Source organism: Bacillus sp. AFS002410, from assembly GCF_002556365.1.
Classification (GTDB): Bacteria; Bacillota; Bacilli; order Bacillales; family Bacillaceae_G; genus Gottfriedia.
Map to the genome: position 1 here is coordinate 1 of NZ_NUEU01000086.1, position 13,635 is coordinate 13,635.

Annotated in this window: 17 protein-coding genes and 1 pseudogene; 15 read left to right on the top strand and 3 right to left on the bottom strand. The window is 31.3% G+C overall.

Annotation, left to right across the window (positions count from 1 at the left end):
- Window positions 1-395: 395 nt before the first annotated feature.
- Window positions 396-1,304, bottom strand: a complete 909-nt coding sequence (locus CN692_RS21725) for a LysR family transcriptional regulator (protein ID WP_098121216.1) — start codon at window positions 1,302-1,304, stop codon at window positions 396-398.
- A 112-nt stretch (window positions 1,305-1,416) separates the two neighbouring features.
- On the opposite strand from CN692_RS21725, the gene CN692_RS21730 reads away from it, so the two are divergent.
- The 3 genes from CN692_RS21730 to CN692_RS21740 all read left to right on the top strand — a co-directional run bounded on the left by CN692_RS21730 (window position 1,417) and on the right by CN692_RS21740 (window position 4,172).
- The gene (locus tag CN692_RS21730) at window positions 1,417-2,166 is read left to right on the top strand and encodes an SDR family NAD(P)-dependent oxidoreductase (protein WP_098121217.1); all 750 of its coding nucleotides are present in this window, start codon (window positions 1,417-1,419) and stop codon (window positions 2,164-2,166) included.
- Window positions 2,167-2,217: 51 nt separating this feature from the next.
- A complete protein-coding gene (locus CN692_RS21735) occupies window positions 2,218-2,982 on the top strand; it encodes an SDR family NAD(P)-dependent oxidoreductase (RefSeq protein ID WP_098121218.1) in 765 nt (254 codons plus the stop codon).
- Window positions 2,983-3,365: 383 nt separating this feature from the next.
- On the top strand, window positions 3,366-4,172 hold the full coding sequence (locus CN692_RS21740) for a protein phosphatase 2C domain-containing protein (protein WP_098121219.1): 807 nt from the start codon (window positions 3,366-3,368) through the stop codon (window positions 4,170-4,172).
- Between the two features lie 95 nt (window positions 4,173-4,267).
- Here CN692_RS21740 and CN692_RS21745 read toward each other — a convergent pair whose 3' ends face one another.
- The gene (locus tag CN692_RS21745) at window positions 4,268-5,197 is read right to left on the bottom strand and encodes an LCP family protein (RefSeq protein WP_098121220.1); all 930 of its coding nucleotides are present in this window, start codon (window positions 5,195-5,197) and stop codon (window positions 4,268-4,270) included.
- Between the two features lie 175 nt (window positions 5,198-5,372).
- Window positions 5,373-6,233, bottom strand: coding sequence for an RCC1 domain-containing protein (locus CN692_RS21750; RefSeq protein WP_098121221.1), 861 nt, complete (start codon window positions 6,231-6,233; stop codon window positions 5,373-5,375).
- 431 nt (window positions 6,234-6,664) lie between these two features.
- On the opposite strand from CN692_RS21750, the gene CN692_RS21755 reads away from it, so the two are divergent.
- The 12 genes and pseudogenes from CN692_RS21755 to CN692_RS21805 all read left to right on the top strand — a co-directional run bounded on the left by CN692_RS21755 (window position 6,665) and on the right by CN692_RS21805 (window position 13,627).
- Complete coding sequence (locus CN692_RS21755) at window positions 6,665-6,934, top strand: hypothetical protein (protein WP_098121222.1); 270 nt, start codon at window positions 6,665-6,667, stop codon at window positions 6,932-6,934.
- 170 nt (window positions 6,935-7,104) lie between these two features.
- The gene (locus tag CN692_RS21760; protein WP_098121223.1) at window positions 7,105-7,470 is read left to right on the top strand and encodes a hypothetical protein; all 366 of its coding nucleotides are present in this window, start codon (window positions 7,105-7,107) and stop codon (window positions 7,468-7,470) included.
- A 55-nt stretch (window positions 7,471-7,525) separates the two neighbouring features.
- On the top strand, window positions 7,526-7,840 hold the full coding sequence (locus tag CN692_RS21765; RefSeq protein ID WP_098121224.1) for a hypothetical protein: 315 nt from the start codon (window positions 7,526-7,528) through the stop codon (window positions 7,838-7,840).
- 166 nt (window positions 7,841-8,006) lie between these two features.
- Window positions 8,007-8,399 (top strand): hypothetical protein, encoded by a 393-nt coding sequence (locus tag CN692_RS21770; RefSeq protein ID WP_098121225.1) that lies wholly within the window; start codon window positions 8,007-8,009, stop codon window positions 8,397-8,399.
- Window positions 8,400-8,545: 146 nt separating this feature from the next.
- Window positions 8,546-8,857, top strand: coding sequence for a hypothetical protein (locus CN692_RS21775; protein ID WP_098121226.1), 312 nt, complete (start codon window positions 8,546-8,548; stop codon window positions 8,855-8,857).
- Window positions 8,858-9,029: 172 nt separating this feature from the next.
- Entirely contained in the window at window positions 9,030-9,869 is an 840-nt protein-coding gene (locus CN692_RS21780; protein ID WP_098121227.1) for a hypothetical protein, read from the top strand.
- Between the two features lie 168 nt (window positions 9,870-10,037).
- Window positions 10,038-10,346: a hypothetical protein gene (locus CN692_RS21785; protein ID WP_098121228.1), complete on the top strand. Its 309-nt coding sequence runs from the start codon at window positions 10,038-10,040 to the stop codon at window positions 10,344-10,346.
- Between the two features lie 94 nt (window positions 10,347-10,440).
- Window positions 10,441-10,833 carry a hypothetical protein gene (locus CN692_RS21790; protein WP_098121229.1) on the top strand — a complete coding sequence of 131 codons (393 nt, stop codon included), beginning with the start codon at window positions 10,441-10,443 and terminating at the stop codon, window positions 10,831-10,833.
- 392 nt (window positions 10,834-11,225) lie between these two features.
- A complete protein-coding gene (locus CN692_RS26300; RefSeq protein ID WP_179874512.1) occupies window positions 11,226-11,384 on the top strand; it encodes a hypothetical protein in 159 nt (52 codons plus the stop codon).
- A gap of 266 nt (window positions 11,385-11,650) precedes the next feature.
- A pseudogene (locus CN692_RS27250) lies at window positions 11,651-11,905 on the top strand (CPCC family cysteine-rich protein); the annotation flags it as partial.
- Window positions 11,906-12,163: 258 nt separating this feature from the next.
- Window positions 12,164-12,622 carry a hypothetical protein gene (locus tag CN692_RS21800; protein WP_098121231.1) on the top strand — a complete coding sequence of 153 codons (459 nt, stop codon included), beginning with the start codon at window positions 12,164-12,166 and terminating at the stop codon, window positions 12,620-12,622.
- Window positions 12,623-13,024: 402 nt separating this feature from the next.
- A complete protein-coding gene (locus CN692_RS21805; RefSeq protein WP_098121232.1) occupies window positions 13,025-13,627 on the top strand; it encodes a hypothetical protein in 603 nt (200 codons plus the stop codon).
- The last annotated feature ends 8 nt before the right edge of the window (window positions 13,628-13,635 follow it).

Here is a 13,635-nt window from a genome sequence, read left to right on the forward strand (position 1 = left end):
ACTTTCTTGACTGAAGTCCATTTTTGTTGATATAATAGCAATATTTGTTGATATATTGTTTTAGACCAATTTTAAGAGGCATCTACCTAAAAAAGGGTATGCGGAAACGCGAACATAAATTGAACAATATTGATAAAGTAGTGAACTCCGTTGATAAATGGCTGATTCTCGTTGATATATCGCTGAACTTCGTTGATAAATGGTTGATCCTCGTTGATATATCGCTGAACTCCGTTGATAAATGGTTGATCCTCGTTGATAAAGTAGTGAACTCCGTTAATAAATGAATGATTCTCGTTGATAAAGTAGCGAACTCCGTTGATATAATGCTTGAACCATGATCAAAATGAAGAGGCACCCTCTAAAAAGAGGAGGTGCCTCTAATTATTTCGATATCAAGAATATCTTTCACGAAATTCATTCAAATATCGTTTAATAAACTCCTTAGATATTAGTGAATGGCTCTTATTTTTAGTTTGAATCCAGCCTACAGATTTTGGTTCTTGGACAAAATCTTCTATTTCAAGAATGGCTAGCTCATAATTTTCATCGCTAGTTAAACCAAGAAAAGAAAGGTCATATCCTGCAGAAATTGCTAAGTCATTTTTTAAAGCTCTTACTAATGCACCGGTATTATTTGTTTTAAACCAAACATCAATTTTACCAATTGATTGATTGAAATGATCAACGAATTCATGAACATATTCCTCATTATAAAGTACAAATGGATACTTTAATAATTCCTTGGCTGGAACTTTTTTAAAAGAGGATAATGGTGATTTTTTACCAACAAATACTACGATTCGGCCTTCAAATATTTTATTAAAAATAAGCCCGGAATTTTTCTTCAATTGGTCATCATTTAATCCAATTAGTCCAATATCTACTTTATTATCACGAATATCTTTTAAAATATCGCCGGAACCTTTTTCTGAAATTTGGAATTGAACATTTGGATAATCTTTTTTAAATTTTGTAATTGTATTGATTAAAATGTCCATTCCAATTGGAATCGAAGCAATGCTAAGTTCACCGACAATTACATCATTTTGACTATTCGCTTCTTCCTTAATTTCCTCCAGTTTTGAAACTAAGTCCAACATTTTTAAGATGATGTTTTGGCCTTCTGAAGTTGGAATTGCTCCGTGCCTTGATCTAGTAAATAATTTTATATTCAATTCGGATTCTAAATTTGAAATCGCTTGGCTAATAGCTGATTGAGTTACATGAAGATTATTTGAAGCTGACGTAATTGATTTCGTTTTCGCAACTTCGACTACATATTGGATTTGTTCGATATTCATTTTGACTCCTCTTTACATTAGTTGAGCTAATGGATACATAAGAATGTTTAAATATATCTTAACAAAGATTGGAGTTAAAATAAAAGTGTAATAAGAAAAGGGGATGTTATAAATGAGATTATTAAATAAAACTGCAATTGTTACAGGTGGAGCAAATGGTATTGGTAAAGCTACTGTTCAAAAGTTTTTAGAGCAAGGCGCAAAAGTAGTATTTACTGATATTAATGAAGAAGTTGGCCTAAAAACATTAGCTGAAATGAAAGCCATTTCTGATCAAGTAATTTTCATTCAACATAACGTTCAGCTTGAAGAAGATTGGATTAAAGTAGTAAATGAAACAAAGGAACAGTTCGGTTCAATTGATATTTTATTTAATAATGCTGGCATTTTTAGTTCAAAACCTATAACTGAATATGAAGTAGAAGAATGGAATCGCCTATTAAGTATAAATGTAACTGGTGTATTCCTAGGAATGAAACACACAGTTCCACATATGCGTGAACAAAACGGCGGATCAATTATTAATGCATCATCAGTTGCTGGATTAAAAGGATCGCCAAATAATACTCTTTACGGTGCAAGTAAGGGTGCAGTCCGCATCATGACAAAAGATTTAGCAAAAGAAGTTGCTGCTGATCAAATCCGTGTCAATTCAATTCATCCAGGTATCATTGATACAGCGATGGGGGCTGAAGTTGGTACAAGCGTAAAAGCTTCCAATGAACAATTAGCCATGTCAATTCCATTAAAAAGATTAGGAAAACCAGAAGAAATCGCGAACCTTGTAGTCTTTTTAGCATCTGATGAATCTAGTTTCATAACTGGAGCTGAAATGGTTGCTGATGGCGGAATGACTGCTTAAAAATATGATGTGTAAGTTTTAGTAAAAATATAAATTGTGGAGGTATTTACCATGTTATTAAAAGACAAAGTTGCTATTATTACAGGCGGAGCTTCAGGAATCGGTAGAGCTACTGCATTGAAGTACGCTAAAGAAGGTGCCAAAGTTGTAGTTGCAGATTTTAATGAAGCTGATGCTACCGAAACAGTTGAACAAATTAAAGCGCTTGGTGGAGAAAGTGTAGTTTTTAAAGTTGACGCTTCAAAATTTTCAGAAGTAGAATCATTAGTTGAATTTACAGTAGAAACTTATGGAACGGTAGACGTAATGTTTAATAATGCTGGTATTGGTGGATCGAATTTAATTAATGAATTTAATGAAGAAATGTATCAAAAAGTAATTGCTGTAAACCAACATGGAGTTGCTTACGGAATTGCTAGTGCGAGCAAAAAAATGATCGAACTTGGAGTGAAAGGTGTAATTATAAACACTGCTTCAGTATACGGATATTTAGCAAACGTGGGAGCATTTGCTTATAATGCTTCAAAAGGTGCAGTCGTTATGATGACGAAAACTGCAGCACTAGATCTTGCTCCTTATGGAATCCGTGTAGTCGGCATAGCTCCAGGATTTGTTAACACTCCAATTATTGATGGTTTAAAAGATAAAGGTTTAACAGAAATATATAGAAATTTCCAAATGAGAAAAGAATTTATTGAACCAGAAGATATCGCCGGAATGGTTTGTTTATTAGCGATGGAAGAAGCAAATGTTGTTAATGGAAGTACTGTAATGCTGGATGATGGGCTTACAGGGTTTAAAGCTCATATGAATTAAGACGATTAGATTTCATTTTAAAAATTGTAATAAGTATAAAAAAAGCTAGTTTTCTATTTAATATGGGAGACTAGCTTTTTTGATTTGTTATTTCTAAGGTTAAAAATTTTCGATAGTGAATTCATGTTTATTATAGTTAAAGTTTTTCCAATTCATTTTGGTCTAGGTGAAGAAATGTTTTCAGGAGATACGAAGTCAATGGAACGTTTTCACTGGGGACTTGAAGTTTTAATCCATGGGATTCAATATGTCAACAAATAGAAAAGTTCAGAAATAAGCAGCCAATTACTAATGGTTGTTTATTTTTTTTGTTTTTTTAGAATGAAACGCTATCTAAAACGTATTACTTAGTAATGTTCTAAATTTAGGTGGTGACTAAAAGTATGGAGATTCGAACTAGTGCGAGAGTTTCACTTTCCAAAAAAGTAGCCGAGGATGCAATGGTAGTAAACAAAAAGTTAAATGTATATGGAGTTTTTGATGGGGCAACACCAATAAGTTCATTTAAAAATGCAGATGGTAAGAATGGAGCATATTTAGCCTCAAATTTATTTAGAAAGTATTTCGAAAATCATTTTCTATCTAAACTGACTCTTGCAGAAGGAATTATTCAAGCAAACAGAAGACTGATGGAAGAAATGATATTAAATTATATAGATATTACCCGCCCAGAAGAGTTGTGGACAACATGCGCTGCCATTGTAAGAGTTGATAAACAAAAAATATCATTTGCTCAACTTGGTGATTGTATGATTTTAGCAGAGTACCATAATGGCCATATAAAAACTTTAACGAAAGATACTGTAAAGGGCATCAGTAGCAGGGCAAAAGTAAAACGTGAGAATGATCGAAAGAAAGGAATAATATTACCAGAAGAATCGCATTTCAATTCGGTTAAAAATCAACTGATTTATAATCGAAGCATGGCTAATACGGTTAATGGTTATTCTGTTGCAAATGGAAAAGAAGCAGTCAGAAGTTATATCCAATCGGGATATATAGATTTTAAGGATTTAAAGTCGATTTTATTAATCAGTGATGGTTTATTTCATCCTAAGGTTGATTTGATAAATGCATTTAAGCTAATCAATGCAATTGGGTTGGAGGATTATTCAGTCCAATTAGAAAAGGAAGAGTTGAAAAATAGTACTCATTCGGATGATAAGACGGGGATTTTCATTCGGTTTTAGATCATGATTAAAAAGTCTATTATATACATTTGGTAACTACATAAAAAAGGATAGAAAAGTGGAATTGAATTTTACAATCTCTATCCTTTTTTAATTTAATTCAAAAACCTCTGTAACGCTTCCTTATTTTTCTCAATATCTAACTCCAAAACTTCTCCCGCATTTTCAACTCTTTTTGGGGTGAATGTATGATCCTCGGGAATTCTTAGTGTTTCTAAGTCTTTATCTTTACCATTTACTAAGTAATCAGATACTAATTGTAAAATATCTATTGTAGACATATTAGTTTGAATGTATGGCTGTATAATACCCAAAGTTTTAGGTAGGCTTGCAAATCCTTTAAATGTAAGGACTTGGGATTTAATTGCTTTAAGTACTTTTTGCTGTCGTATTACTCGATCAAAGTCACCTCTAGCATCGTGTCTAAATCTTGCATATCCTAAAAGTTCCTTACCATTTAATTGTTGAACTCCGGGTTGAATACTTACTCCAATATGACTTTTCATTGGTTTTTCTACATCTATTGTAATTCCGTTTGGAGCAATTTCATCAATCATTTCTTCAAAACCTTTGAAATCAATTATTGCAAAATACTCGATATCAATTCCAAAATTTTGTTGAATCGTTTGTCTCAGGAGTTCAACGCCACCGAATGAATAGGCTGCGTTAATTTTTTGATGACCAATACCGGATATAGAAACATAGCTATCTCGCATTATTGAAACTAATTTTGTCTCGTTTTGATTATTGTATTGTAAGATCATAATAGAATCTGTACGCGATTTTTCATCTTTTTTATGTGCATCTTCTCCTAGTAATAAAATATTTGTTTTATTTGGTATTTTTTTAGCGTTAAATTCTACATTAGATTGCTTATTATTCCGATTCTGATTTCCTAACTGAAAGCCTTTTTTATATTGATAGACTCCATAAAACAAAGTACCTAATAATAGAATGACAAGAATCAAACTCAACTTTAATATAAATCTCTTCTTTTTAATTTTCTTCCTTTGCAATCTACTCATAATCTCCGTTACCATTTCCTTATAAGTGATATTTATTTAATCGGAGCATTTCCGAACTATTTCACTAATAAAATGTTACGAATTGATGAACCTGTGATACAAAGGCTTTTTTTAAGATGAATATGTATTTTTTGAAGACTTTTTTGAGCCTCGTTATTGAAAGGAAGAATTGTTCTTAAACTTGTACTTTAGGCAGTTGGATTTCACTCCAGTTAGTTACATCGCATTGGCCCATTGCATGATCGCCCACAGCCACCACGGTTCCATCAGATTTAAGTCCAATTGAAATCGCGCAACCCGCTGCAATCGCGACGATATCGTGCCAGTCACTGACATTACATTGCCCATGCTTATCTAGACCTACCGCTACCACTGTACCATCCGCTTTAAGTCCGATAGTATGATTACTACCAGCAGAAATCGCCACAATATCACTCCAGTCACTGACATCGCATTGGCCATGTTTATTCAAACCTACTGCTACAACCGTACCATCAGATTTAAGTCCAACTGTATGAAGATAACCTGCATCAGCCTCTACAATGTTTTGCCAGCCTTTAACATTACCTTGGCCATACCGATTATTTCCTGCACTCGTTACTGTGCCATCCGACTTAAGCCCAACAGTATGCCAATCCCCAGCTGAAATTGCCACAATATCCCGCCAATCACTTACATTACATTGGCCATCATTATTTCGACCCACAGCCATCACCGTACCATCCGATTTAAGCCCGACGGATCGACGCCAACCCGCTGCAATTGCTACAATATCACTCCAGTTACTTACATTGCATTGGTCATGCTTATTCCAACCTACTGCCACCACCGTTCCGTCCGATTTAAGTCCAATCGTATGAGAATTACCAATATGACCATTACCTGCTGCAACTGCAATAATATCGTCCCAGTTGTTTACATCACATTGACCATATTTATTTTCCCCAACCGCCATGACAGTGCCATCTGATTTAAGTCCAACAGTATGACGATATCCAACAGCTATAGTATCTTTTTTCGGTGTATTAATTTCCATGTTTACCTCCTTATACTCGAGAAACTCTGTAATTAGTGTCAAGTATAAGGAACGGTTCAGCAGGATGTCAATTGAGATAATGATTTAAAAGTCGGTAAAAAGAATAAAAAAAATTTGTTTAAACGAAGAGTATATTAAAGTGGGATGGCATTGTTAGTAAAAATAGAATCTTAGACTTAATGTCCTTTTTGATGTAAGGAGTTTAGAATGTTTGATATTATAACAACATTTTAAAATTAAAAGTTTTGGATTAGATGTTATTTATTTAGGGTTCAACCTCAGAGAGAGACATATAACAGAATCAATAAAAAAGGCAATTGATTTAACGAGAATCAAATAGTTGAGATTTAGTAGCATAAGAAAATCAATTATTGTTACTGAGTAACAAGTATTTTTAAATTGTATTATTAGATATCTAGGAGAGCTTTTAAATGAATATATATTTTCTAATATTATGCACATTGCTTTTACTTTTTTTGAGTGGTAATGCTTTTTACGTTACTTTTAAGAAGTTTGAAGATGAGGGCGATTATTCTGGGGGCACAGCCACAGGAGAGTTTTGCGAACTAGTCTTTGGAATTTTAGAATTTATCTCAAAAAAAATATTTCCAGAAAGATATCATATTATTATTTTTAAAATATTTTCATTTGCATTTGGACTATTTATGTTAGGACTTGCTATTTTATTATGGATTCTTTAATTTATTATGTTATATAACTAAGGCATGTGATTCTTCAATAGGAGATCGCTTTTTCTTATTCAACAAAATGGCAGTTTAGTGGAATAAGGAATGATATAATTATCGTAATTACTACCATGATTTTTATATAAATTTAGATAACACGTTACTCTAATAAGGAGGGTTCATTATTGAGATTAAAATCTGAAGAAATAATGAAACAGCTACTTGATACAGAATATATTGATGTAAATTTAAAGGACTTATCGTATGACCATTTATCTCATACTGTGGTAATGAAATATGGTGAATATAACAACGATGAACCCGATTGTACAGTGATTTTTAAAGACTGTTTTTCGGTTAATTTAAATACTTGGCTAGAGGGAATGAAGGGAACTGTTCCCAAAAAACCAGGAGAGTTAGACTTCTTTTTTCATGATATAGAGATAGAAGATACAGAAATTAATGGAATAAAACTTTATAAATGTTCAATGGTAATACCAATGATGGACTGCCAAATTATATGTGTGAATATCGAAATTTTAAACCATTAAGTAACTAACTGATGCGATAATTGAACAAGATTTTTAAAAAGGAAAGGAGAAAATTATGGCTTTAGATGCTAAAGTTTATTTTAAAGATAATACGGTTAAAGGTTTTAGTATAGAAGAACATATTCATGATGAAATATTTGAAAAAAACACTGTGTGGAAATCGTATAAACAACTTTCTAAGATAAGTGATTATTATCTTTACGGTTTGAAAATGAATAAAAGCGATTTTTTACAATTCATTGAAGAATGGGAAGAATATTCTAAATGGATATCAGTTCCACTTAGAAATGAATATGAAAAATTATTGATGGATTTGAAAAGTATATATAACCCAAATGAAATAAATTACGTGAAATTCTTAGGAGATTGATAAAGTTATTTAACCACGGCTATGCAACTAACGCATGCGTTAGTTGAAGATCAAGAGCAGCCATTGGCTGTTTTTTTAATTTAGTATTTGCAGGAGAGCTTAATAAAGAAACTGGTATAAAGTACAGAATTCATTATTAAAATAGTACAAGCAAGGGGGCGTAAATTTGAAAAAAAAATTCGTTTCTAGAATGACTATTTTAGTTGTGTTCTTATGTATTGGGTTATCAGCTTGTCAGAAAAATAAAGAAATCGTTCACATTAGTGTAATAAGAGAAGGACTTCCTGTGAAAACAATTGATGAAACAGCAATAAATAAAATTGAATCAATATTTACAAATGTTAAATGGAATCCAAACACACAAGTAAGTTGGGCAAAAGAAGAAGACTGTAAAATCGTAGTAACATATAAGCAGGGTTCAAAAACGAGTAAAACAGAATATGGTGTTTGGTTCTCAGGTAAAGAGGCAGAACTTTCAAGTAGTGATTCAGACGAATCATATGGTGAATTAAATAAAGAAGATACAATGGCTCTAAAAAAGATAGTAAGGAATAATTAATTTATTTATATACGATGGTTCTTAAGTAACTAACGCATTGCGTTTCTTCAATAGAAGAACGCTTTTTCTTATTCAACATAATGGCAGTTTAGTTGTATAAGAAATGATAAAATTATGAGTGTTATAAGCTGATGGGAGTGAATCAAATGGGGTTAGATATATATTATTATGATAAAAAGAAGGAAGAACATTTTCTTGCAGAAATAAGTGAAGGTTTACATATCCAAATATTTTACGGAAACATACATCCAGGAGAATGGGGTATTCTCAGTAAAATAAAAGAATATTATGGTGCTGATTCGGTAGTTACCTTAAATAGGAGTCAAATTGATGAATTAATAAAAAAACTTTTATCTATTAAGGAGTTTATACCAGATAAATATAAAAATGAAATAGATGAATTAGTAATAATTTTACGAAATAAGGAATTTGATAATATTACTATTGCAGGTGATTAAAAAGATTTTTGAGACATTGACATTATGCAACTAACGCATGCATGAGTTGAATAGAAGTTGCCAATTGAGGCGGCTTTTTCTCATTCAACAAAATGGAAGGATAGCCAAGTAAATGGCATATTAGTTGAATAGAAATGTTATAATTTTAATTTAAGAATAGTAGGATGCTAATATGAAAAAAGTAAGTAAATTAGTACTAATCATTTTATTAATTGTGTCTACCCTAATATTTAGTGGTTGTAGCAATTCTAAAACAAATTCTCATTCCAATTTTTCTAAAGAGGTTTTAAGGAAACCAATCAAAGAATATTTAATTGAGAATTATGGAATAACAGAGAATTTTAAAATATTGTCAACAACGAACGATTCAGTTAATGGTTTAGACCATAATACCTTTATTGAATTAAAAAAACCTTATCTAGCATATATAAATCTAATTATTGAACGGAATTCGCTAGACGTTATAGAAGGAAATGATAGTGCTAGTGATAATATATATTTTGAATTGTTTAAAGGTGCTTATATTGAACAACATCCTGAAGTAACCGATTTTTCCAATCATTTAATTAATAAATTTGGACTAGCAAAAAGGTCTGACGAACCATATTTTCATAAAAAAAGAAACTATTATTATTACTTAAACGTAAATATGAATGAATCTCAAGAGCAAAATCTTGTAGAAGATTTAAAAAAAACACGTCTGATTGATACAAATAAAATTTTACCTGCAATAGGGCTAAGCAAACCTAGAGAAAACATTTTCCATATCGGTACTATTAATTTTAATTATCAATTCGATTTAAATAAGAATAAAAATAAAGTTCCAAAGGCAGATGAACTAATGGAAGAATACAAAAATAGTAAAGTTTTATCAGAAGGCATTTATGGAATTACAATTGAAACAATTAACGGGGATATCTGGAAAGAGGATGAACTTAATAGTAATGTCCTTTTTAAGGTAAATGCCTCAGGGGAGTACTCCATCATTCCGACACCTAAAGAATTGCAATAAGTTTAATTAAAAATGAATTTTAATAAGAGTTTAAATGAATTCTTATTCAACTAACGCATTAAGTTTGTCGAAGATCCAGAGCTGCATTTATGCAGCTTTTTATTTTGTCAATTACATCTACTAGGCACTATTAGAAAAGGTATATAATTAATATTTGGGGGTGAGTGTTTGAAGTCAATAAGTATAAAAACATTGTTTTTATGTTTGCCTTTTATAATTAGTATTTTAACTATATTTATAGTTGGAGTTGATGAAGTTGTTAATTTCGTCGGGGGATTAATTCTCTTTTCCGCTTTCGCTGGAGGAGTACCTTTTTTTGTAGCCTGTTTACCTTATGCTTTGGTTTTTTATTTAATCAAGAAGGGAATTAAGGTTTCTCGTTTTATTACAATAATTTCTTTTATTCTAACAATTGTTGCTTTGTTATTGTTCTTATTTGGTATGGAAACGTATTACGGACCTTTTTATGAATATTAAATAAAGTACATAATTAAATTTTAACGCCTATACAACGAACGCATGCTTTCGTTGAATAAAAGATTTTTAAAATATAAGAAAAGTGGTATTAATGATGATAAATAAAATGGATATTGCTTGTCATTTATACGGTAATAATTTTTCGCCTAATAAAGTAGAACAATTAACTGGTCTTACTCTTATGAATAAGATTGAAATTGGGGACATAAGAACAAAAGGAGTATACAAAGATAAACCTTCTCCTTATGGTGATTGGGTATTATATCCACCTGAAAAACACAAACAAATAGACGATTACGGATTGCTATGGCTTGCGGAGAATTTGTCCAAGCATATCGAACTAATTAAAAAGTGCGGAGCAGAGAATATCGACTTGGTAATTGGAGTGTTTTATGAAGGGCAGTGTAATTTTGTTTTAGATCCAAAGGCTATTAATACTATTGGAGGAATAGGAATTCCTTTACAAATAAGTTGTTACGATATTTAATGAACAAATGTATGCATGAGTTGAATAGAAGCTGCCAAATGAAGCGGTTTTTTCTTGTTCAACAAAATGGAAGATTAGTTCAATAAGACATACCGAAAACATGTTATACTTAATAATAATTATTATTATTAAAATATTTTGTATGGATTAACTTGGAGAAAAAATGAAGAAAAAAAATAATAACTCAAATTTATACTTATGGCTCGGGATATTAGCATTTGTCATGTGTGTTCTTACATATTTAATTAACCAAAAAGCAGCTTCGATATATTTTATAGTTCTTTTAATTGTTGATGTCATAATGTTTTTTAGTAAAAAAAAGAATCAATCGAAGTAATATTTACAAGAAATATTTATAGTTTTTATGAACTAACGCATGCGGGGGTCAAATGATGGATAACCAATATTTCGTAGGTTGGGGTACATTGGCATTGATAAATGCTGCACTAGCTCAAGGGAAGAATAGAACGGGGTTAAATCGGCTTTTACTTTCTCTTGTATTAGGTCCATTAGCAACACTAATTTTGTTATTTGTTGAAAAGAGACAGTAACACTACATATTCACAATAATTGATATAAGTTATTATAGCGAGAAGCGTGAAAAGAGAGAAAATAGTTTTTTGTTGAACTAACGGGGCTTTAATAAAAACTTAAGTCGATCATAGATCTGCTTATTTTTTGATTGGTGATGTTGTACAACTAACACATGCGATTCTTCAATAGAAGATCGCTTTTTTTATTCAACAAAATGGCAGATTAGTGGAATAAGGAATGTTAAGATAAAGCTATAAAAACAATTAGAAATTAGGTGCGAACGATGAAAATGTATACTTGTTCATGTTGTGGTTTTAAAACACTTTCAGAAGGAGAAGGTAGTTTTGAAATCTGCAATGTTTGTTCTTGGGAAGAAGATAATGTAATGGAAGATAAGCCAGATAGTTGGGGTGGCGCTAATAGTGTGTGTTTAAGGCAGGCACAGAGAAACTTTATTTCATTTGGGGCAAGTGAGAAAAGATTAAAACGTAGAGTGGTTAATGGGAGTTTTGAGAAAGATCCTTTGTGGAAACCTGTATGGGAAAAAGAAGCGACACTTAATGAAGACGAATTTATTAATTTAAAAATTGAAGGAATAATTTTAAAGAATGGTTTCCAACAATCTGTGGATATGAATGAATTTTTAGATAGATTTGAGGATTTTCTTGAAAGCAATGGTTGGGGTTTTGGTGGGGACACAAATCAAATACGGAAACAAAAATATAAAGAGTAGGTATATCATTAAATATCTTTAGTTCAATAGCTATTATCTTGTAAATCATTAAGGAGTTAACATATGTACATTTGGAATATAAAGGGACTCGTTCAAGCTTTAAAAGAAGAGAGTATGTCCAGTAAGGCACAAAGATACCAAAAAATAATAGGTATTTCTTTATTCGCAATATTTTCTTTTCCGTTATTATTGTTAACTGAAACTTTTAACATCTTAGATATTATTGATTTGATTAGCTATCTGGTTATCAATCTAATTGGAATTTATATAGCATATAAAATAAATCATCAAGGGGATGAGAAGGAATTTGTATTTCGCTATTTTAGTTTGTACCTTCCACTCACACTCCGATTTTTTGTCCTAATCGCGGTTATTATGACTGTTGGTTATTTAGTTCTACCTTATATTGATCCTTCAATTTCCTTGGATGAGACCGACTGGTTCGATTTAGTTACTTCTGTTGGAACAGAAATATATTTTAATGTATTAATGATCAAATATATAAAAATGATAAATAAGTAGTTAGTTTCTACGGTGTATCTATCAATTAATCTATGATTAGCCTATTAAACTAGCATATGCATTAGTTGAACTACTAGAGTTGCTTTAGCAGCTCTATTTTTATTCAACAAAATGGCAGTTTAGTTGAACAAGGAAAGAAGCTTTCCAGTGGAGAATTATTTATTGGATGTATAGATCTCTTCAAGTGTTTAAGGAGGGTGACCTTGTAACACAACCCGGAATTTAAGTTTATAATACTTCAGGTAACTTAGGTGTTAAGATTAGTCATACTATGGACGGTCATTCAAAAGGAGTACTTACTTTCTATATTTCTGATAGATGAAAGGCATATCAAAAAAAAGGTATAAATGCCTTGCTTTTTGATTTATAAGTTTATTGTTATTAATATAAGGAGGATAAGTGATGATTAGCAAACAATTAAGAATGATATTGACTTTAATCATAGTTTTTCTATGCCTAATAGTATTGGGTATTGCCACTTATTACGGTGGACCAACAATAGATAAAAGTCAAAGTCATCCGGATGGGAACAATAAACGAAATATTTTAAAAACAATTAAATCCCTAGATAGTCGGCAACAGTCCATCGAAATTATTAAAATATTAGATTTTAAAGATAGACGATATGTTGCTTATTTGCATGATGATATACCTGCTTATGTATTCTTTTCAAAAGATGAACTTGGAAATTACAATGTAGGCGAAGCTGAATTTGGGTATATTGGTATTCAACCTCAAAATAAACTTAAATACAACATTATAGTTTATCCACTATTCAGAGAATCTAAAGATGGAGAGCTTGTGCAACTTGTGATAAGTAACCACAAAAACATTGCAACGAAACTAAGTGTTAGGCTTCAAAACGCAGCCTTTGGTGGTACAGAAAATGAAATTAACGTAGGTAAAGCTACTGCTAGTATACTCACTTCTCATGAAACATCTAGTTCGTATGAATTACTTTATAGATATTACGATGCAAATGGAAAACAATTATTTGACCAATAATCATTACA

Bases quoted from the DNA above. Each gene is read 5' to 3' on its own strand.
- CN692_RS21725 (WP_098121216.1), bottom strand. From the start codon at position 1,304: ATGAATATCGAACAAATCCAATATGTAGTCGAAGTTGCGAAAACGAAA.
- CN692_RS21730 (WP_098121217.1), top strand. From the start codon at position 1,417: ATGAGATTATTAAATAAAACTGCAATTGTTACAGGTGGAGCAAATGGT.
- CN692_RS21735 (WP_098121218.1), top strand. From the start codon at position 2,218: ATGTTATTAAAAGACAAAGTTGCTATTATTACAGGCGGAGCTTCAGGA.
- CN692_RS21740 (WP_098121219.1), top strand. From the start codon at position 3,366: ATGGAGATTCGAACTAGTGCGAGAGTTTCACTTTCCAAAAAAGTAGCC.
- CN692_RS21745 (WP_098121220.1), bottom strand. From the start codon at position 5,197: ATGAGTAGATTGCAAAGGAAGAAAATTAAAAAGAAGAGATTTATATTA.
- CN692_RS21750 (WP_098121221.1), bottom strand. From the start codon at position 6,233: ATGGAAATTAATACACCGAAAAAAGATACTATAGCTGTTGGATATCGT.
- CN692_RS21755 (WP_098121222.1), top strand. From the start codon at position 6,665: ATGAATATATATTTTCTAATATTATGCACATTGCTTTTACTTTTTTTG.
- CN692_RS21765 (WP_098121224.1), top strand. From the start codon at position 7,526: ATGGCTTTAGATGCTAAAGTTTATTTTAAAGATAATACGGTTAAAGGT.
- CN692_RS21775 (WP_098121226.1), top strand. From the start codon at position 8,546: ATGGGGTTAGATATATATTATTATGATAAAAAGAAGGAAGAACATTTT.
- CN692_RS21780 (WP_098121227.1), top strand. From the start codon at position 9,030: ATGAAAAAAGTAAGTAAATTAGTACTAATCATTTTATTAATTGTGTCT.
- CN692_RS21790 (WP_098121229.1), top strand. From the start codon at position 10,441: ATGATAAATAAAATGGATATTGCTTGTCATTTATACGGTAATAATTTT.
- CN692_RS26300 (WP_179874512.1), top strand. From the start codon at position 11,226: ATGGATAACCAATATTTCGTAGGTTGGGGTACATTGGCATTGATAAAT.
- CN692_RS21800 (WP_098121231.1), top strand. From the start codon at position 12,164: ATGTACATTTGGAATATAAAGGGACTCGTTCAAGCTTTAAAAGAAGAG.
- CN692_RS21805 (WP_098121232.1), top strand. From the start codon at position 13,025: ATGATTAGCAAACAATTAAGAATGATATTGACTTTAATCATAGTTTTT.